The sequence below is a fragment of the Marinomonas sp. ef1 genome (assembly GCF_002806845.1).
Lineage (GTDB): Bacteria > Pseudomonadota > Gammaproteobacteria > Pseudomonadales > Marinomonadaceae > Marinomonas > Marinomonas polaris.
Genome location: NZ_NHTT01000006.1, coordinates 197,527 through 216,691, shown reverse-complemented (window position 1 = coordinate 216,691; position 19,165 = coordinate 197,527). Strand labels below are relative to the sequence as shown.

Annotated in this window: 17 protein-coding genes; 10 read left to right on the top strand and 7 right to left on the bottom strand. The window is 44.4% G+C overall.

Going from position 1 to position 19,165, the window contains the following annotated elements; all coding sequences use genetic code 11:
- Positions 1 to 293 precede the first annotated feature (293 nt).
- The 7 genes from CCS02_RS10580 to CCS02_RS10550 all read left to right on the top strand — a co-directional run bounded on the left by CCS02_RS10580 (position 294) and on the right by CCS02_RS10550 (position 6,444).
- A complete protein-coding gene (locus tag CCS02_RS10580; protein WP_072838778.1) occupies positions 294 to 824 on the top strand; it encodes a hypothetical protein in 531 nt (176 codons plus the stop codon).
- Complete coding sequence (locus CCS02_RS10575; RefSeq protein WP_072838779.1) at positions 824 to 1,348, top strand: hypothetical protein; 525 nt, start codon at positions 824 to 826, stop codon at positions 1,346 to 1,348. Before CCS02_RS10580 ends, CCS02_RS10575 begins: the two co-directional genes overlap by 1 nt.
- 389 nt (positions 1,349 to 1,737) lie before the next feature.
- Positions 1,738 to 2,712, top strand: a complete 975-nt coding sequence (locus tag CCS02_RS10570) for an ABC transporter substrate-binding protein (protein ID WP_100186080.1) — start codon at positions 1,738 to 1,740, stop codon at positions 2,710 to 2,712.
- 7 nt (positions 2,713 to 2,719) lie between these two features.
- Positions 2,720 to 3,730, top strand: coding sequence for a FecCD family ABC transporter permease (locus CCS02_RS10565; RefSeq protein ID WP_100636531.1), 1,011 nt, complete (start codon positions 2,720 to 2,722; stop codon positions 3,728 to 3,730).
- A complete protein-coding gene (locus CCS02_RS10560) occupies positions 3,723 to 4,754 on the top strand; it encodes a FecCD family ABC transporter permease (RefSeq protein WP_100636530.1) in 1,032 nt (343 codons plus the stop codon). The genes CCS02_RS10565 and CCS02_RS10560 overlap by 8 nt, the downstream gene beginning before the upstream one ends.
- Positions 4,755 to 4,784: 30 nt before the next feature.
- Complete coding sequence (locus tag CCS02_RS10555; RefSeq protein WP_100636529.1) at positions 4,785 to 5,645, top strand: ABC transporter ATP-binding protein; 861 nt, start codon at positions 4,785 to 4,787, stop codon at positions 5,643 to 5,645.
- A complete protein-coding gene (locus tag CCS02_RS10550; RefSeq protein WP_100636528.1) occupies positions 5,638 to 6,444 on the top strand; it encodes an IucA/IucC family C-terminal-domain containing protein in 807 nt (268 codons plus the stop codon). The genes CCS02_RS10555 and CCS02_RS10550 overlap by 8 nt, the downstream gene beginning before the upstream one ends.
- A 26-nt stretch (positions 6,445 to 6,470) precedes the next feature.
- Here CCS02_RS10550 and CCS02_RS10545 read toward each other — a convergent pair whose 3' ends face one another.
- The 4 genes from CCS02_RS10545 to CCS02_RS10530 all read right to left on the bottom strand — a co-directional run bounded on the left by CCS02_RS10545 (position 6,471) and on the right by CCS02_RS10530 (position 11,133).
- Positions 6,471 to 8,573, bottom strand: a complete 2,103-nt coding sequence (locus tag CCS02_RS10545; protein WP_100636527.1) for a TonB-dependent receptor — start codon at positions 8,571 to 8,573, stop codon at positions 6,471 to 6,473.
- Positions 8,574 to 8,762: 189 nt separating this feature from the next.
- The gene (gene puuE, locus CCS02_RS10540) at positions 8,763 to 9,689 is read right to left on the bottom strand and encodes an allantoinase PuuE (RefSeq protein WP_100636526.1); all 927 of its coding nucleotides are present in this window, start codon (positions 9,687 to 9,689) and stop codon (positions 8,763 to 8,765) included.
- 39 nt (positions 9,690 to 9,728) lie between these two features.
- Positions 9,729 to 10,460 carry an aspartate/glutamate racemase family protein gene (locus CCS02_RS10535; RefSeq protein WP_100636525.1) on the bottom strand — a complete coding sequence of 244 codons (732 nt, stop codon included), beginning with the start codon at positions 10,458 to 10,460 and terminating at the stop codon, positions 9,729 to 9,731.
- A gap of 7 nt (positions 10,461 to 10,467) precedes the next feature.
- Positions 10,468 to 11,133 (bottom strand): GntR family transcriptional regulator, encoded by a 666-nt coding sequence (locus CCS02_RS10530; RefSeq protein WP_100636524.1) that lies wholly within the window; start codon positions 11,131 to 11,133, stop codon positions 10,468 to 10,470.
- A 267-nt stretch (positions 11,134 to 11,400) separates the two neighbouring features.
- On the opposite strand from CCS02_RS10530, the gene CCS02_RS10525 reads away from it, so the two are divergent.
- A complete protein-coding gene (locus tag CCS02_RS10525) occupies positions 11,401 to 12,837 on the top strand; it encodes an NCS1 family nucleobase:cation symporter-1 (RefSeq protein WP_100636523.1) in 1,437 nt (478 codons plus the stop codon).
- Between the two features lie 87 nt (positions 12,838 to 12,924).
- On the opposite strand, the gene eat is transcribed toward CCS02_RS10525, so the two are convergent.
- From eat to CCS02_RS10510, 3 genes are all read right to left on the bottom strand, one after another.
- A complete protein-coding gene (gene eat, locus CCS02_RS10520) occupies positions 12,925 to 14,331 on the bottom strand; it encodes an ethanolamine permease (RefSeq protein WP_100636522.1) in 1,407 nt (468 codons plus the stop codon).
- A gap of 153 nt (positions 14,332 to 14,484) precedes the next feature.
- Positions 14,485 to 15,366, bottom strand: a complete 882-nt coding sequence (gene eutC, locus CCS02_RS10515; RefSeq protein ID WP_232728863.1) for an ethanolamine ammonia-lyase subunit EutC — start codon at positions 15,364 to 15,366, stop codon at positions 14,485 to 14,487.
- Positions 15,363 to 16,784 (bottom strand): ethanolamine ammonia-lyase subunit EutB, encoded by a 1,422-nt coding sequence (locus tag CCS02_RS10510; protein WP_100636592.1) that lies wholly within the window; start codon positions 16,782 to 16,784, stop codon positions 15,363 to 15,365. Before CCS02_RS10510 ends, eutC begins: the two co-directional genes overlap by 4 nt.
- A 228-nt stretch (positions 16,785 to 17,012) precedes the next feature.
- Between CCS02_RS10510 and CCS02_RS10505 the strand changes: the two genes are divergently transcribed.
- Together CCS02_RS10505 and CCS02_RS10500 are read left to right on the top strand one after the other, a co-directional pair.
- Positions 17,013 to 17,990: a helix-turn-helix domain-containing protein gene (locus tag CCS02_RS10505; protein ID WP_100636521.1), complete on the top strand. Its 978-nt coding sequence runs from the start codon at positions 17,013 to 17,015 to the stop codon at positions 17,988 to 17,990.
- 186 nt (positions 17,991 to 18,176) lie between these two features.
- On the top strand, positions 18,177 to 19,046 hold the full coding sequence (locus CCS02_RS10500) for a DUF4394 domain-containing protein (protein WP_232728862.1): 870 nt from the start codon (positions 18,177 to 18,179) through the stop codon (positions 19,044 to 19,046).
- Positions 19,047 to 19,165 lie beyond the last annotated feature (119 nt).

Below are 19,165 nucleotides of genomic sequence, written 5' to 3'. Positions count from 1 at the left end.
TTCTTAAAGTATGTCCTTGTTTTAAGACTTACACCTAAGCATAGTGAGGCCGTTAAGTTTACCCTTATGTGACCAGTTTCCTCGCCAGTAATTACCTGCAAAATGTTTAGTAGTGACAATCGCCTACTTACTTGTATCTGAGTAAGAGGTTGATGCAAGCTTCGTTATCCTAATGGTAGAGATTTCAATAGTGGGTTATAAACTGAGGCTAAATTGAGTTCGCGGACAGTATAGTTTTAGGTTTAGCTCGTGACAGATATATGCATCCCCTCTAATGTTTGGATTTATTAATTATGCAATTAGCTCGGCTGAGTAATTTAAAACATTTTTTATGGCTCACTATCTTACCTTTGGTGGGTTGCACTTCTCACGAACACTTTAATCGGCCTTATTCTGATCAGTCTGGGGCTAAGGTTGTTCCATCATGGTGTCATAATAGAGTTGGACCTGAGGAGTTATTGTTATTCTTTTTGGGCGAGACTAAGGTAGAGGTTACTTTGCTCTCTGATAAAGAGAGTCAAACATTACTTGTCCATACTAGCTCTAAAAAGTCTCATTCTGTCATTAGTGATCAATTCTCAATACTTCAGGATGGAAACGAAGCAAAAATTTTAGAGGTTAAGGAATCGGATTCTTCATACTTTCATTCAGTTGTTCCTGACAGTTTTTATTTTAGCGACATCAGCATTAAAGCCTCAGGAGATTATAAAGAAGTCTTCACTCTACAAGGTTTAGAGATTGTCATAAACGGGGTGGCATACCCAATTGAAAACATTACTTTTAAGAAGGACGAGGATGTCTTCCTTAATCCGTGGAATTGCTAATGAAAAAATCACTAATGCTTGCCTTGATGGCTTTGTTATTGGCCGCTTGCGGCACTCGAGTTTCATTTGAAAAAAGTGGAGAAGAGAAAAGCTGCCAAATTATAGGTGAAAAAAGCAACGCGATGACCATCTTGTGTGATGAATCTACTATATCTATAAGTAGTAGTTATACTCGAGTCGAGAGAGTGAAGAGCTTTGTTCCTTTCATGCCTACCAAAAGAGAAACTTGGGTAATTTCATTGATTATTGGTGTGAGATCAACGGATTCTGCCCCACTGGTTATGAATAGCCAGACTATGACGATCGATCAACCAAGTCGTTTACAAACACCTATCTTTCTTGAGTCAGAAAGCTATACCAAGACAACAAAGTCTAAAATTGTGGTTGAACAAGAAGTGCAAAAAGTCTTTGAAATAGAGATTGATAAAGTTGCTCCTTTTGTTCTTAGTGGTTTGGAAATACGTGTAGGTGATCAAAAATATAACTTTAATGGGATTCGTATTTTACCTTCAAGGCAGTTTTAATTTTTTTTAGTGAAGGTTTGTATGACTGTAGTTGCTGTTATTAAAGATATACCCTTTCAAAGTCAGTTTTATCAAATTTCTATGTTGGGCACCCAGCCACACATGTTTCTTGATTTAGTTAGTTTCTTACCACGAGGCTTTACGGAGTATGGAAATTTAGACAATGCTTGCTTGATCCATATGAAAGGACATGTATAAAGCTGAATTTATTAGTAATTCTTAAAAGCCTGAATCGAATGATTCGGGCTTTTTTTATTGCTTTCAATTAGTCTTTTACGTCACGCTTAATGCTTATGAGGATGATAATTGTTACTATAACGATTTTGGCTGTTCGTATCTTTCAGCGCCGCTATTTGTTAACAAAGAACAATTGAAGGAAGCACCTCAACATGCTGGTAAACCAAGTAAGAAAATGGGCATTTTTGCTGACAGTGATTTTGCTGATTTTAGCACCTGTAAATCAGGCGATGGCTTCCGATAGTAAAAACAGTGTCCATAAAAACGATGTATATAAAGAGATTGTTCATGCGATGGGGAGTTCTGAGGTCCCCAAAAAAGTTTTACGTGTGGTGACTTTGTTTCAAGGGGCGACCGATTCTGTGGTGGCATTAGGCGTGACGCCTGTTGGTGTAGTGGATTCTTGGGCGCAGCAGCCAACCTATGAATATTTGCGAGATGCTTTGAAAGGCGTAGCTCATGTGGGGTTGGAAACTCAACCGAACCTTGAGGCGATAGTGGCGTTAAAGCCAGATTTGATTATTGGCACCAAGTCTCGTCACGAAAAAATATACCATCAATTGTCGCAGATCGCGCCCACTGTGATGACTGAAAATGTGTATGACTTTAAAACCATTTTGGATTTAACGGCTGAGGCATTAGGTAAGCAAGTTAAAGGAAAACAGGTTTGGGACGACTTTCAGCAGCGCATTACTACCCTCCACAATGCTATCAAGCAACGCGAAGCAAACTGGCCATTAACCGCAGCGATTCTAAATATTCGTGCTGATCATTTGCGTCTGTATTTGAACCAGAGTTTTCCAGGCGTGGTGTTGAAGGAGATAGGTTTTAAATTCCCTTTGCCAAATGAAAAAGGTTGGGGGGTGAAGTTGAAAACCAAAGAAGCCTTGCCGAGTGTGAATGCGGATGTGTTCTTTGTTATTTTGCATTCCAATGATGCTGCCGTTAGACAAAATTACGACGCTTGGCGCGCTCACCCGTTATGGAAAATGTTAACAGCACCTAAAAACCAGCAAGTGTATGAAGTGGATAATGTGGCTTGGTTGTTGTCTGGTGGGATTCTGGGTGCAGAAAAAATCTTAGATCAGTTGTACCAAATCTATCAATTACCTCAGGCCGATCAATAGAGCATTTATGCGCTTACACAACAGTAGCCCTTTTAAATGGAGCCTTCTTGCTCTGTCTATTTTATGCCTGATGTTGTCCTTGTTGGGGAGCATTGCCTATGGGCAATATGTCATTTCAGCGAAATCGGTTTGGACAGCGTTTTGGGCATTTGATCCTCAGTCGATTGATCACGTTATTATCCGCACCACGCGTTTGTCTCGTGCTGTTGTTGCTTGTCTGGTTGGCTCGGCCTTAGCTGTTTCCGGTGTATTGATGCAAGCATTAACGCGCAACCCGTTGGCCTCGCCGTCTATTTTTGGCGTCAATGCAGGCGCTGTATTTTCTATCGTTTTATTCTCGACTTTCTTTTCCGTTACTTCCTTGAATACTTTTTTATGGTTGGCTTTTTTGGGTGCGAGTGTGGCTGGCGCGCTGGTTTATGGACTGGGTAGTTTAGGCAAAGACGGTTTATCTCCGGTTCGTATCGTGTTATCTGGTGCGGCGATCTCGGCGTTATTTATGGCCTTTACCCAAGGCATATTAGTGATTGGCCAAGAAGGGCTGGACAGTGTTTTATTTTGGGTGGCTGGTTCTGTATCTGGTCGTGATTTGGCTATGGTGATGCCATTAGTGCCCGCTTTTGTAGCTGGTATTGTGCTGGCGATACTGGCGGCACCGCAAATCAATATTTTGTTGTCCGGTGACGACATTGCTAAAGGATTGGGACAGAACACGGTGCTGATCAAAGTGGTACTGAGTTTGTTGATTATTGGCTTGGCCGGCGGCTCGGTCGCACTTGGTGGCAGCATTGGTTTTATCGGTTTGATGGTGCCGCATATGGTGCGTTCAGTGGTGGGTTATGATCATAAATGGCTAATTCCGTTAAGTGCTTTGTGGGGCGCAATTTTGTTGTTGTGCGCGGATGTGATTAGTCGTTTTGTGATTATGCCAGAAGAGGTGCCAATTGGTGTGACAACGGCTATTTTAGGCGCGCCTTTCTTTATTTATTTGGCTCGCAAAGGGGGCAAACGTGAGTAAGTTTTTCAGCGTTCGCCATCGTATATTTTCTTTTTCGACGCCTGTCCGCTCTTTGTGGTCGATGCTTATTCTCTTTGCCTTTTTTCTATCGATTATTTTGCTTTCCTTGTGTTTAGGGGAGGAGTTTATTGCTTTGCCTAAAGTGTTTCAGGCATTGCTGGGCAATGGCGATCAGGCTTCGCAGTTTGTCGTTGAGACATTACGTTTGCCAAGAGTGTTAATGGCAGCCATGGTGGGTGCTGCGTTGGCTTCGTCTGGGTTGGTGTTGCAATCAATGATACGCAACCCGCTGGCGTCACCAGATATTATTGGCATTACTGGCGGAGCCTCTGCCGCCGCGGTGTGTTTTCTGTCTTTTTTTGCGACGGCAATGGGGATTATCTGGTTACCTATTTTCGCCATCTCGGGAGCTTTATTGGCGGCTTTGTTAATTTATACGCTCGCTTGGAATAGTGGTGTAACACCAATGCGGCTGGTATTGGTTGGTATTGGTATTTCCTCGGTGATGGGCGCGGTGACAACCTTTGTTATTGCCGCGAGTCCACTCTCTAGCAGTATTACCGCTTACATCTGGCTAACAGGCAGTGTGTATGGTGCTAGCTGGGTTGAGGTGAAAGCCTTGTTGCCGTGGTTGTTGATTTCGTGGCCCTTGGCGTTTTATTTAGCGCGCCGGGTGAATACCCAAGAATTGGGTGATCAACTGGCAACTGGGCTGGGTGTACCTGTGCAGCGCTTGCGTTTAGCTCTGTTATTTTTGAGTGTGATTATGGCAGCGCCAGCTATTGCTTATGCTGGTGCGGTGGGCTTTGTCGGTTTGATCGCACCACACATTGCCAGACGTCTTGTTGCGCGGAGTTTCGCTCTTTTACTACCAACCTCTGCATTGGTCGGTGCTTGCCTAGTGATGCTGGCAGACCTTTGTGGTCGCTTGTTGTTTCAGCCTTTGGATATTCCCGCTGGTGTTTTTGTGTCTGCTATTGGTGCACCATTCTTTATTTATTTACTTTATCGACAGCGTTTCTGAGTCGGTTAGCCATATTGGGATTTTTTAATCATGAGTTTGTCTGAACATTTTTTAGTAGACGATAATTTATTAGCTCAGAGTCCATTAGAAAGTGTGGCGTTGTCTTTAGGTTATGATAAAAAAACCATTATTAAGTCGTTGGATGTGGCTATTAAACCTAACCAAATTACAGTGCTGGTGGGCGGCAATGGTTGTGGTAAATCTACCTTACTGAAGTCGTTTGCCCGATTGTTGAAACCTTCGACTGGCCAGATTCTCCTGAATGGTGCAGATATTCATTCCTTGTCTGGAAAGGACGTGGCTCGCAAGCTGGCTATCCTTCCTCAAGGACCTGTCGCCCCAGAAGGTTTGACGGTTGAGCAGTTGGTTCGTCAAGGTCGTTATCCTCATCAAAATTGGCTACAAAGTTGGACCGAAGACGACGAACGATTAGTTCGTAAAGCCTTGCAAGACACCAATATGACCGAGTTTGCAGATCGTTCCATTGATGCTTTATCTGGCGGCCAGAGACAGCGAGCTTGGATTGCCATGGCGCTGGCACAGAATACCGATATTTTGCTATTGGATGAACCAACAACCTATTTGGATTTAACCCATCAGATAGAGATTCTTGATCTATTGTTTGAGCTAAATGCGACTCAGAATACGACCATCTTGATGGTGTTGCATGATCTGAACCTTGCAGCTCGTTATGCTCATAACATGATCGCTATTAAAGACGGTGCGGTTTTTTGCCAAGGCGCACCAGAGACGATTTTAGATCATGATATGGTGAAAGCTGTGTTTGATATGGAATGCCATATCAGTGCCGATCCACTGTTTGGTACGCCAATGTGTATTCCTTATGGGAAAGGACGCAAGGTCGACTCTCAGGCAGCTAAGCATGTTTAAACAAGCTCCTAAGCAAGTATTGCTTCCAGAAGAATGGGACGTGTTGGCAGCATTCGGACTTAAGCCTTATCAACAAGACGAGCCACTTGCGATCGATTCTAGTAAGTTATTGGATGATGCCTTGTGTTTGGAAACACTACAAAAAATCATGCCTGAACTTGGCGCGCCGAACCTTAAAGTAACGGCGTCTTTAGTAATAAAACGTGTGGCATTTCTTACGTTGGCACCTGTCTTATACGCCATGTCTGGGTTTGATAAAGGCCTTGATGCATCAATAGAAAACAGTGTTTTTGAATATCCGTTAGAAAGCAAAATGTGGTTATCCAAGATGCCATTAAAAACGACAGAGGTGTCTGTTTGGAAAGGCTCTGACAAAGAAGATCGAAACGCTTGGCGAAATGAGATCTTGAGCAAAGTATTTTTGGGGCATTTAACCTTATTGGTCGAGCAATTTTACCGCTTAACAAAAGTGTCTCGGCGCATTCTTTGGGAAAACGTCGCAGTACGTGTTTTTAGCATCTACGAACAACGTATTTTAGTGAGTGTTGCTGAGGAAATGAGATCAAAAGCTCAAGCAGATTATGCGTATCTTCTGGATAAAAGTACGACTGCATTGTTTGGTTTAAACGAAAATCCTTTGACGGTTTTTTATCGAGAAAAGCAGTTAACGGCAATATCGGAAAATCCTATTCGTGTTCGACGTACCTGTTGTTTTTACTACCAAGCTACAGAGCCCCCAGTCTATTGTGGTTCTTGTCCTTTGCCTCTAAAGAAAGCTAACTCTTCTCTTAAAAAATAAGAGAAGAGTTAAGTGTGGCTAGAAAATTAAAAGTCTAAACCATAAGCCAGTGTCACAGTACGACCTCGGCCTTTGAAGTAAAGGTCGTCCGTTTTGACGGAGCTTTGGGAGTAGTAAGTGAAGTAGTCTTCGTTAAATACGTTGGAAACCGCAACACTCATTTTACCCACAGGAAGTTTGTAACCAACGGATGCGTCGACTAGAGTGTAGCCATCAAACTCTAATTTTTTATCATCAAAGCTTTTGTCAAAAGCATGATTGATTTGCAGTAAAGATGATAGTTTGTCACTCCAGCGAGCATTCCATGATGTCACCAAGCGATTAGGCGAGATATCTGAACCGGTCAACTTAGTGTCTACTTTTCCATCTCCATCAGTATCAGACTTGCCTTGAATGAAAGAATAGCTGGCTTGTAGTCTATGGTCTTTGTTGAGCTGGAATCCTAAAGAAGCTTCAGCACCTTGAATCTCTTTCTTCTCTCGTTTTACAACATAGAGTCCATTGACTGCTTCAATACGGCTCCCAAGGTCTGAATTAGATTCGTAATAACTCAATTCAAAATCGTATGGATGACGGTTTACACGAAAACCGACTTCATAGTTGTCGGTCACAATAGGGGATAAATCGATCAGTGAATCGACATCTTGACCTGGTGTATTAACGCCACGGAGGACTCGTCCGACATCCGGCATACCAAAGCCTTGTGAGTAGTTGGCAAATACACTAATTGCAGGCGTGATCTTAAAAACAGCACCTGCATTGTAAACCGTGTCACTAAAGCTCGGTTTGCCTCCATTTACTGTCACATTGTTATTCGCCGCGACTGTTTGGTATGTATCTACGTCTAACTTAGCGTGTTCATTACGGGCACCAGCTTGTAGAACTAAGCGGTCAGTTGGTCGGTATTCAAGTTGTACGAACGGAGCGTAATTGGTGTATTCCGTTTCAGGAACATAAGTGCGATTAGTCAATATTAACGTCTGACTGGTTGTGTCTTGCAGTAAATCTAAGCCTGCCGTGACGCTTAAATCGTTATCTAATAGGTCGTCTTTAGTTAAGCTGAATTTTGCACCGATTTTTTCTGATTGGTTTTGGCTTTGGTCAAAGGTTATACCATTGCTAGGGTCTTGGAAGCTGCCTGACTTTGATACACCATATCTCCCTTCAAAATCCTGATGGAAGACTTGCGCTTTAAACTCCATACCATCAAGGTCGCTGTCGGTATAAGAAAGGCTGGTGGTCTGAACATCGTTGTACGGGGCCAGACCTCTTGGTGTGCTTTTGATGGAGCTGGTTGGAACACCGTTTGCTCTGTCTCCATTTACTCCGGTAAAGTTCATACGTCCTTTTAATCGGTACTTGTTAACTTCAAGTTCCAGTCTTTTGTCATCGGTTAGCCAGTAACCAAGTTTGACAAAAGCATCGTAGCTTTTTGAATCCATTGTTTCGCCACGAGTAGAGTCTGAACCAACATAGTTGCCGTCGGCATCAAGATAGATTCCCTGTACTTCGTTGGTCAAACCCACAAGGTAATCAAAATTATCTTGTGAACCTTCTACTTGGTAGCCAATTTTATAAGCCAGAGAGTCGCTTTTTAATTCATCTGTAGGCGTTGTCAGCTGAACGTCTATATGTTGTTTTAGTTCGTTTGAACGATTTGATTTGGTGATGAAGTTAATGATGCCGCCAGTTGCCCCTAAGCCATGAATTGCGCTTGCGCCATGGATTACTTCAATGCGTTCTACCATAGCAAGGTCAATGGTATGTGCAGCACGGCTACCGTCACGAAGTGGATTAGACTGTGGAACACCATCTATCATGTATAAAACAGAACGCCCACGAAAGGATTGGCTACTATCGTTCAATTTTTGCGTATTTGGTGCATAGGCTGGTAGAAGACTAGAAAGCACTTGCGAGCTGTCAGAGCTAATAGATAGTTGATCTTCAATTTGCTGTCGAGTGATGACAGTAATGACCTGAGGACTGTCTTCTTTTTTGGTATTCGATCGGCTGGTTTGGATAACTAGCTCATCGAGGCTTACGGACTCCGTGTCTGCAAGGGTGATTTGTGAGGCGCTAAGGGCGAAAGGCAATAGAATAATTGCCGTGTAGGGCTTTTTGGATAACATTAAACGGAGTCCTTTATAAAATAGATTTATGCAATTGATAAAAGTAATGATATCTATTATCAATTAAAAAGTCTTATTTTTGGGGCTTTCTTTTAATGTCTTTTCAATTTAGGAGAGAAATATAAAGAGGGAAACCGCTACTTTTCCCTCTTTAATCAAATGGTTAGATTTTTAAATAGGTTTTAATATTTAACTCTGCGGCGGATGATTTGCAATCCAATGATCTGCAATATCTTCACGGCGAGCAATCCAGACGTTGTCGTGGGATTGTACGTAGTCTAAGAACTTCTTCAGTGCCATGAATCTGCTTGGCTTGCCAAGGGTTCGGCAATGCATACCAATGGACATCATTTTCGGTGCGGTGGCACCTTCTTCATATAAACAATCAAAGTTGTCTTTCAGGTATTGGAAGAATTCTTCGCCATGATTAAAGCCATAAGGCGAGGAAAACTTCATATCGTTGCAGTCGAGCGTGTAAGGCACGATTAGATGCGGTTTGCTACCACCCTCAAGCATATCGACTTTTACCCAATAAGGTAGGTCATCACCATAGTTGTCTGAGTCGTATTTTAGTTGCGTATGTTCTGCGACTAAAGCTCGAGTATTTGGCGAGTCGCGTCCAGTGTACCAACCAACGGGTTTAACGCCAGCGACTTCTTCGATCAAGGCGAGAGCTTGTTGCATGTGCTCGCGTTCTTGCTCGATTGGCATTTCTTGGTAATGAATCCATTTTAAGCCATGACAGACAATCTCGTGTTGGCCTTCCACAAACGCTTTTGCCACTTCAGGGTTACGTTGTAATGCCGTTGCAATGGCAAAAATAGTCAGTGGTAGACCTCGACGTTCGAATTCGTTAAGTATGCGCCAAACGCCAGTGCGAGAGCCGTATTCGTATAGAGATTCCATACTCATGTGTCGATCTTTGAACGGCTGCGCACCGAATATTTCCGATAGAAAGGTTTCTGCGTGCTCATCGCCGTGAGCGACACAGTTTTCACCGCCTTCTTCGAAGTTTAAAACAAACTGTAAGGCGACACGGGCGTTGTTTGGCCAGTTAACGTTGGGCTGCCCTTGGCGTCCATAACCTGCGTAATCGCGTTCTAAATAATGTTTCATGGTCTGTGTTCCATTGTTTGTAATGTATTTATGGAGTAGTTACAGGCTCCAGTGAGCATAGCGTCCAGTAAAGGCTTTGCTAACACGCTGTCCGTATTGACCTTTTTTAGAGGTTTGTAGTCCTAACTGATGCAATGATTCTGCCAGTTTTACCGCCGCGACGACGCCATCAATGATGGGCACAGGCAGTTCTGCAGACAACTTTTCAACCAAACTCGACATGCCAGCACAGCCTAGGACGATGGCTTCCGCGCCGTCTTGTTCTATGGCAGCAAGGCATTCTTGTTTAAGTAACTGATAGGCCGCAGGATCGATATTTTCTAAGGCCAAAACGGGAATGTCGGTGGCTCTTACACCGCTGCATTTATGTTGATAACCATATTTTTGAAGTAAGTGTTCACTTGCTGGTAAGGTTCGAGATAGCGTGGTCACAACCCCAAAACGATGGGCAATCAGGCTGGCCATTTGAAATCCCGCTTCGGCAATGCCGATCACAGGGGCGTCAGCTAATTCGCGGGCCGCGTCTAACGCGGGGTCACCAAAACAGGCAATAATGTGGGCGTCGACACCTTGTTGTTTGCCTTGTTCGATAAGATCGAGCAGGGCGGCGCTGGCAATGACTTCATCAAAAGCGCATTCGATGCTTTTTGGTCCATGCTCAGGCGTACAGGAAATAATTTGCGTGCTGTCTAGCGCAACAGATTGTGCGCTCAGTGCCATGGCATGAGTCATGTCGGCGCTGGTGTTTGGGTTAATGAGCTGAATTCGCATGGTGCTCCTAGCGGCCAAAAAGTCTTTGAAAATCGATATTTTCTTCGGGTTTGCTTTCGAGAATAAGTGACGATTTAATATGTTTTAAGTGGTGACTCATCCAAGTTTTAGCTTCATCTTTTCTACCCTGGTCAAGAATATCGAGTAGCTGTGAATGATCACCACATTCGCAACCCACGCTGCCGCGAGTACCGTAAGCGGCGAGAATAAGTGAAGATCGATAACAAAGCTGTTGGACAAAGTTCGCTAGTACCTTATTGCCTGCTAGCGTCGCTAATTCATAATGGAAACGAGCGGTTAGCTGAATAGAGTCTGCTAGTTGATTGCCTTCTTCTGCGTATTTTTCTTCCTTCGCCATGGTGCGAAAACGCTCAGAATGTTCTGCATTCCAATAACCAAGTAAGGCTGGAATGAGTTGCGGCTCAATTAATATGCGGCTGTCTAGAACTTCTAATGCTTCGGCTTCGCTTGGATGGTTTACCTGCGCGCCTTTGTTTTTTTCAATTACCACAAAATGTTCTAAGGCGAGCCGCTGTAATACTTTGCGGATGCCAGTTCGGCTCACACCAAAAGCTTCTGATAGACGGTCTTCTGGTAAACGCGCCCCAGGTGGTAATTGGTGTTCGACAATGGCCTTTAGCATTTGTCGGTAAATATTCTCGTCATTCGACATGAGTGCTTCTCTATAGATTGTATACGATGTCTTGTTAAATATAGTTCTTAAGACAATATAGCATGCTAGTTTGTTTCGTACATCTTAAACAAAAGATGAATTAATTGTGCACAATGTTGGTGTGTTTTTCTTGTTTTGACTTGGAATGGTGCAGTAAATATTGGTTTTTTGGGTTCATATTCCTATTTTTACTTAAGTTCTTTGGGTTCTGTTTTTTGGCACATAAATTGTATTTAACATTGTATACAATTAAAAAGGAACGCAATCATGAAACAAGAATTTGAGCAAAGCCCTAGATTAGCAAATAGCGATCTCTTGCCGGAGAAAGATCAAAAATGGGGTTGGTATAGTATCTTCGCTTTTTGGATGTCAGACGTTCATAGCGTGGGCGGCTACGTGTTTGCTGCCAGCTTGTTTGCACTGGGTCTAAATGGTATTCAAGTGTTTATTAGCTTGTTATTGGGCATTTCTATTGTGTTGGTATTTGCCAACTTGATGGGTAAACCGGGACAAAAAGCAGGTGTGCCTTTTCCTGTGGTAGCGCGTATGTCTTTTGGTGTGTTCGGTGCCAATATTCCAGCCATCATTCGTGGCTTGATCGCGGTCGTTTGGTACGGTATTCAAACCTTTCTGGCGTCTAGCTCCTTCATTATTCTGTTGTTGTATTTTTTTCCTGGTATGGCATCTCTTGCAGATCAATCTTTCATCGGTCTTTCATATCTTGGCTGGATTGGTTTCACGGCAATGTGGATTGTACAGGGAATCGTCTTCATGTTTGGTATGGATATGATTCGTAAGGTAATCGATTGGTCAGGCCCTGCTATCTATGTCGCCATGTTTGCTTTGTGTATTTATATGGTGAATCGAGCGGGTTGGGAAAACATCAGTTTTAATTTGAGCTCAAATAACCTGACAGGCATGGATGTGATTGTGCAGATGTTCATTGCGATTGCCTTGGTTGCTGGGTATTTTGCTGGGCCAACCTTAAACTTTAGTGATTTCTCTCGTTACTGCGGTAGTTATAAAAAATTGAAACTAGGTAACCTATTGGGCTTGCCAGTTAACTTTGTGCTGTTTTCTTTGTTCAGTGTGGTGATTGTTTCTGCTTCGATTCCTGTTTTTGGTCAGATTATTACTGACCCAGTGGAAACCGTGAAACGTCTTGATTCTGGCTTTATTACGGTACTGGGTGCACTGACGTTTATCTTTGCGACAGTGGGTATTAACATCGTGGCGAACTTTGTGGCGCCAGCGTTTGATTTCTCCAACGTATCACCACAGAAAATCAGCTTTAAAGCAGGTGGTTTTATTGCCGCGTTTGGTTCTGTGCTGCTAACGCCTTGGAACTTGTTCAACAACCCAGAAGTGATTCACTATACAGTGGATGTGTTGGGCGCGATGATCGGGCCTTTGTACGGCATTATTATTGTCGATTATTTCTTTATCAAAAAGGGCCATATTGATATTCCAGCTTTGTATACGGAATCGCCAAAAGGCCGCTACTGGTATGACAATGGAGTGAACAAGAAGAGTGTTTATGCTTTGTTGATTGCCGGTGCGGTATCTATCTTGGCGACCTTCGTATTTAGCGCCTTGGCAAACTACGCCATCTTTATTGGTGGTATCGTGGCGGCATTGTCTTATCGTTACATGATGGAGCCTGAGCGTGTTGCTTTGCAAAGCATGGCATTGGCTAAGTCGTAAATGCGTTTGATCCTAGCACTCAAAAGCCCCGCATTCCCTAGGAAAGGAATGCGGGGCTTTGTTTTATTTACTCAGTGAAAAGGGTTGTTAAGCCGTTGCAGCAAGGTCCGCTTCAGCAGCTGCCAACATGTCGAACTCTTCTTCCGGTGTTTTCGCCACAAGGCGATTTTTACTGTACAAGAAGTAGTAAGCGGCGCCGATAGCGAACAAGACCAGCGTGTAGAAAAACGCGCGTGGGTCGTAAGCGTAAACACCAGTCAAAGCCAATAGCGATAAAACAAACGCGATAGACGAGGTGAAAATACCGCCCGGTGTTTTATAAGGACGTTCCATGTTTGGCTGTTTGATGCGAAGCAAAATGTGGCTGAGTGCCATCAAAGCATAAGACACGGTTGCGCCAACCACGGCCATGGCAAGCATCAGATCGCCTTCGCCCGTCAAAGACGCAAGGAAGCCTAAAATGCCAGGTACGATCAAAGCACGAGCAGGCACTTTACGTTTGTCTGTTACTGACAAGCTTTGTGGAATGTAACCTGCACGAGACAGAGCAAAGACCAAGCGGCTGTAACCGTAGATGATAGAGAAGAAAGACGCGATTAAACCTGCAAGACCTAGAACGTTTACTGCGGTTGCTAAACTGCCATGACCGGCAAAGTTTAAGGCATCGACCAAAGGCACTGCGCTCTTACCCATCGCATCTGCGCCTGCAGCGCCCGCTAATAAAAACACCACCAAAAGTGCAGTAAACAGTAAGAAAATCATCGCGCCGATAATGCCTTTAGGTACATCTTTTGCTGGGTCTTTGGCTTCTTCTGCCGCTAAAGGAACACCTTCAACTGCCAAGAACAACCACATACCAAATGGTAGAGCTGCCCAAACGCCATACCAACCCATTGGCATAAATTCAGACGCGCCAGCTGCATCAGTTACGGCAACATCAAACAAACGGCTAGTGTCAAAATCACCAATCAGTGCAACCGCTGTTGCTAGAATGGCTATGACCGCTAAACCACTGATGACCATCATGACTTTTAGCGCTTCGCCCGCACCGGCTAAGTGGATGCCAATAAAGACAAGATAAAACGCGGCGTAGACCCAAGGTCCGTTAAACCCTAATAAGGATTCCACCGCAGAACCGATAAAAATAACAATGGCGGCAGGCGCCAAAGCGTATTCAATTAATACAGCTAAACCAGTTAAATAACCGCCAGTAGGCCCCATTGCTTGACGAGCAAAACTGTAACCGCCACCTGCAGCTGGAATGGCGGCCGACATTTCTGCGAGGGATAATACCAGCGTGAAATACATCACCGCCATAAGCGCCGCCGCAATGGCAAAACCGCCCCAGCCAGCTTCAGCAATACCAAAGTTCCAGCCTGCGAAGTCACCTGATATTACGTAAGATACGCCCAAACCCGCTAGCAAAATCCAGCCCGCTGAGCCTCGTTTTAGCTGGCGTTTCGCCAGATATTCTTTATTGATTTGATCAGACATTTTAGTTTCCTTTTGTTCCAGTTGTGCTCTATATGTTGAGTTTTAAACCGTCATTTTTTGCCCAGTGGGCTTATAGTTTTCTTGCTTTTCTGTTTGTACGTCTTCGTGCGTTTTGTTTTTCCTTATCTTTTTTCTCTTGTCTTTTTCCTCGTATTAGGAGATGAGGAAGTTTTTTGACTCCTTTGAGGTGTCTACGATTAAATCGTCGTCTGATCTGTCTTTGAGTTTTACGCCAGACAGCTTCAGGGTTCGTGCTTCGTTTAATAGATAAAAGGCTTTACGAGCGGCTTCTTGGTAAACCAAGCCCGCTGGGCGAACGTTGGAAATGCAGTTGCGGTAGGCATCTGTTAGGCCGACTTTTCCGCCCCAAGTCAGGTACAAACCTAAGCTATCGGGCGAGCTCAACCCAGGGCGCTCACCGATCAATACCAAGACGCATTTTGCGTTTAGGCGTTCACAAACATCGTCGCCAATCGCTACGCGGCCTTGCTTTACAAAACAAACAGGCGCGAGGTTCCAGCCGTTTATATGGCTAGAAAGTGCTTTTAAGAAGGGTAAGGTATTTTGTTCAACCGCCAGCGACGACAAACCATCGACGACTACAATGGCAAGGTCATAGTCTTGCGAAGTAGAAACTCTGTGCTCGTCTAGTTTATTGGCAGATTCGTCATCCAATCTGCGACCGTAATCTGGACGTTGTAAATAGGTTGCGCGGTCCGTCGCGCGACTGTGTAACAGTAGAGGGGCACAGTTTTTGGTCCAATCTTTAGCCCAATCTTGCTCTACCAGAGCTTTGGCTAACGCGTCGCTATCGAGTTGCGTGTGCACCGCATCGATCGCTTGAGCATGGGCAAGTTGGAATGCTAATAAATGTTTGGTTGGGACGCTGATACCAGAACGGCCTAAACCAATACGCGCGTCAGTAAAGGCATTGAGTTTGCTCCACGCGTTTTCGGTGACGGCTTCTGCATGAGGATGCGTCGGAAAGGACTTATTAGGTTTAGGGATGTCGGATTTAGGAGTGTCTTGGCTCATGAGCGACCTCCAATCATACGATTGAGTGACTTATGGAACGCATCTGGTAGCTGGTGGTTGAGGGTAAATTGCTCGTTGTTTTTGAAGATTTCCATTTTAGCTAACCAAAGGTCGAACTCCGGCGCGGGTTTTAAGCCCAGTACTCGACGAGCGTATAAAGCGTCATGAAACGAGGTGGTCTGGTAGTTCAGCATGATGTCGTCGGAACCGGGGATGCCCATAACAAAAGTACAACCAGCGACACCTAAAAGTGTCAGTAAATTATCCATGTCATTTTGATCGGCTTCGGCGTGATTGGTATAACACACGTCACAACCCATAGGTAAGCCAAGTAACTTGCCACAGAAGTGGTCTTCTAACCCTGCACGAGTGATTTCTTTGCCATCGTATAAGTATTCTGGGCCGATAAAGCCAACAACGGTATTGACCAACAGCGGATTGAATTTACGGGCCACAGCGTAAGCGCGGGCTTCGCAGGTTTGCTGATCCAAACCGTGATGGGCGTTGGCGGACAAGGCGCTGCCTTGGCCCGTTTCGAAATACATGACATTGTTGCCAACCGTACCGCGATTCAACGATAAGGCCGCGTCTTGGGCTTCGGCCAGATTTGCTAGGTTAAAACCAAAGCTATCGTTGGTCGCTTGAGTACCACCAATGGACTGGAACACCAAATCCACGGGCGCACCTTGCTCAATACATTCAATGGTGTTGGTCACGTGAGTTAGCACACAGGATTGAGTCGGGATTTCATAATGCTGGATGACTTCGTCCATCATCTTGATCAAGCGTGTGGCTTGCTGCACGTTGTCGGTGGCAGGGTTGATACCAATCACGGCGTCGCCATTGGCGTAGAGCAAACCGTCCAACATGCTGGCGGCGATGCCAGTTAAATCATCCGTTGGATGGTTAGGTTGTAACCGCGTCGATAAATGTCCTGGTAAGCCAATAGTGTTACGAAACGCGGTTTTCACATGGCACTTTTTCGCAACTAAGATCAAATCCTGATTACGCATAATTTTGCTGACCGCTGCGGCCATTTCTGGCGTCACACCGGGGCGGATCTGAATCAGTATTTCGCTGGAGGCAAGGTCGCTTAGTAACCAATCACGAAAGCCCCCCACGGTCAGATGAGAAATCAAAGAAAAAGCGCTTTTGTCATGATCGTCTAATATTAGTCGGGTAATTTCATCTTCTTCATAGGGTACGAGGGCTTGCTCAAGAAAAAGGCTTAGTGGTACATCGGCAAGCGTCATCTGCGCGATGGCGCGTTCTTCGGCGCTTTGGGCTGCAACACCGGCTAAGCGATCCCCCGAACGTGCGGGTGTTGCTTTCGCCATTAAATCGGCAAGATCGACAAAGCCGAAGGTGCGTTCGCCTACTATGTTCTTAAACTGAAAAGTCGAATTTGGCTTGCTCATAATTATCTCACGCGCTTTACTGACATGGTGTTGGTTCAAAAAAGCAAACAAGAAAAGGGTGTAAATCTTGCATAGCTTGAACATATATAACGTTAGTTAACATTACGGAAATCCATAAACCGACGTTATCGAATAATGGCAAAAATATTAATGTCTATATATTTCAAATAGTTAGATTTTTTATTAAATAAACATTTAATAAAAATCGATATATAGCGGGATGAAGATATGTCGTTAAACCTAAAAAATGCACCAAAAGAGGGCTTTTCCCCTCGCATATCGAAAGTTAGATTGTCGGAAGCTCACGATGCCGATTTGCATGCGAGTAATTTGACCAATTGGCAGCAAGAGTACGATCAAATCAGCCGTGGAAGTTTTTACGGCCGTATTGTCGAGTTGCCTTTTGATGGTTTGCAGGCGTTTTGTGAACACACCAGCCAAGCCTTGCAGCAAAAATGCGTCGTTTGGCCGGACTCTGTTTGGCTGGGGATTCCTCTTGTTGATCAAGAAGAGAGTCGCATCAACGGCTTAACCATCAATCCCAATAATATTATGTGCCGTCCAGGTGATTGTGATTTTCAGCTATCCACACCGCAGGATTATGATTTATATGGATTAGTGGTGGATCGATCAAAGGTGATCAAAATAGCCGCGATTCACGGGGTGGATCTAAATTGGAAAGAACTCACCGAATGTGGCCGTCTGAGCGTACCCGATAAAACCTTAGAGGAAGTGCGCTTTGTTCTGGCACGTTTGTTGTCTTTGCAAAACAACACAACACCGCCACGCTTGCAGCAAGACATTGTCATGATGGCATTGCTTGAAGTACTCAAAGTAGAAACCCCACAGCCAGCCAAAACACAAAGCTATTATCACCGTAAAAAAGTGGTCGATTGTGCCCGTCAGTTTTTGGATTATCACCTTGATGAACCCGTTACCGTGACGCAATTGTGTGAAGTCACCAACGTCAGCCGACGTACCTTGCAGTACAGCTTTGAAAGCATTCTCGGCGTCAGCCCGATTCAATACCTACGCATCAGCCGACTAAACGGCGTTCGTCGCTCTCTGGTACAAGCAACAAATGGTCAAGCGGTCAGTGACATCGCCGCTCAATGGGGATTTTGGCATCTGAGCCAGTTTGCTAAAGACTATAAGCAGTTGTTTGGTGAAACGCCGTCAAAAACACTTACGGGGTTGAGTGGTTGAGTAAAAAGCAACCGAGCCTTTATCGTATGTTAAGACAATTAACGCCAGACTCGGTTTGTGCAACAAATTATTTTTCAAAAAATATCGTTTATCTGAAACCTTTTTTTAAAAGATGAGTATCTCTGTATGAGCCACCCAGTTGGGTGACACCTAGTTTACTAATAAAACTCATATAGGATGCTTATGATGAAAAAGACGATTATTGCTGCCACGACTGCTTTCGCTGTTTCTGCTTGTTCAACTGGCTTTTACGGAACATCGGACCAAGATAGCCCTATCGCTGGGTACGCACTTGCTAATAATGGAACGACTTTGGTCACAATGGGATCTATCGCGTCTCCTGCGAAAATGGACACTTTTACGCTAAGCAATAAGCTGGATGCCGTGGCATATCGCCCCGTTACTGGCGAGCTGCTGGGCTATACTAACGGCGCTGTTTATTCTGTGGATACTAAGACTGGCAAGCTAACCGATCTGGGTGCTACCTTCACAAATGGCGCCATGATTTCCAAGGATGCGTCAGCCACCGCGATGGATTTTAATAACGCCATCGATGCGGTTCGTATGGTGGGTTCTGACGGGACAAACTTGGTGTATTTCCCTGTCGGTTTTGGTAACGAAGATAAGCGTGCTAATTCCGTATTGAAATTCACCTCTACCTTTTATGTAAAAGGCGACAGCAACGAAGGCACAACGCCTGAAATTTTTGCAAACGCTTACACGAACGCCATTGCCGGTGCAAAAGCGTCGAGCACTTTCCAGTTTGCGTTAGACAGTAAAACAGACTCATTGGTCAGCCTTGCGAATAATGCAGGCGAATTAAAAACCGTTGCTAAGATCACCATCAATGGCAAGGCCGTTGACGTATCTTCAATGGGTGGCTTCGATATAGTTTCTGCCGAAGAAGGTTCTGACGCTGCTTATGCAATATTGCAGCTCGAAGGTGAATCAAAAGCCGGTCTTTACTCTATAGACCTGACGACAGGCGCGGCAAGCTTAATGGCTGACCTACCAATGGGTGGCTTTAGCGGCTTTGCTGTCTCAGGCGGCAAATAACTGCAAACGGTGTTTTTACACCAACAGTAAGAAAAAACCAAAGGCAGTCTAGCAATAGATTGCCTTTTTCTTGTGAACTTGTTTAAACAATGAAATGGTGGGAATTCTAGAAATTCTAG

Coding starts and splice junctions, on each gene's coding strand:
- CCS02_RS10580 (WP_072838778.1), top strand. CDS start 294: ATGCAATTAGCTCGGCTGAGTAATTTAAAACATTTTTTATGGCTCACT.
- CCS02_RS10575 (WP_072838779.1), top strand. CDS start 824: ATGAAAAAATCACTAATGCTTGCCTTGATGGCTTTGTTATTGGCCGCT.
- CCS02_RS10570 (WP_100186080.1), top strand. CDS start 1,738: ATGCTGGTAAACCAAGTAAGAAAATGGGCATTTTTGCTGACAGTGATT.
- CCS02_RS10565 (WP_100636531.1), top strand. CDS start 2,720: ATGCGCTTACACAACAGTAGCCCTTTTAAATGGAGCCTTCTTGCTCTG.
- CCS02_RS10555 (WP_100636529.1), top strand. CDS start 4,785: ATGAGTTTGTCTGAACATTTTTTAGTAGACGATAATTTATTAGCTCAG.
- CCS02_RS10550 (WP_100636528.1), top strand. CDS start 5,638: ATGTTTAAACAAGCTCCTAAGCAAGTATTGCTTCCAGAAGAATGGGAC.
- CCS02_RS10545 (WP_100636527.1), bottom strand. CDS start 8,573: ATGTTATCCAAAAAGCCCTACACGGCAATTATTCTATTGCCTTTCGCC.
- puuE (WP_100636526.1), bottom strand. CDS start 9,689: ATGAAACATTATTTAGAACGCGATTACGCAGGTTATGGACGCCAAGGG.
- CCS02_RS10535 (WP_100636525.1), bottom strand. CDS start 10,460: ATGCGAATTCAGCTCATTAACCCAAACACCAGCGCCGACATGACTCAT.
- CCS02_RS10530 (WP_100636524.1), bottom strand. CDS start 11,133: ATGTCGAATGACGAGAATATTTACCGACAAATGCTAAAGGCCATTGTC.
- CCS02_RS10525 (WP_100636523.1), top strand. CDS start 11,401: ATGAAACAAGAATTTGAGCAAAGCCCTAGATTAGCAAATAGCGATCTC.
- eat (WP_100636522.1), bottom strand. CDS start 14,331: ATGTCTGATCAAATCAATAAAGAATATCTGGCGAAACGCCAGCTAAAA.
- eutC (WP_232728863.1), bottom strand. CDS start 15,366: ATGAGCCAAGACACTCCTAAATCCGACATCCCTAAACCTAATAAGTCC.
- CCS02_RS10510 (WP_100636592.1), bottom strand. CDS start 16,784: ATGAGCAAGCCAAATTCGACTTTTCAGTTTAAGAACATAGTAGGCGAA.
- CCS02_RS10505 (WP_100636521.1), top strand. CDS start 17,013: ATGTCGTTAAACCTAAAAAATGCACCAAAAGAGGGCTTTTCCCCTCGC.
- CCS02_RS10500 (WP_232728862.1), top strand. CDS start 18,177: ATGAAAAAGACGATTATTGCTGCCACGACTGCTTTCGCTGTTTCTGCT.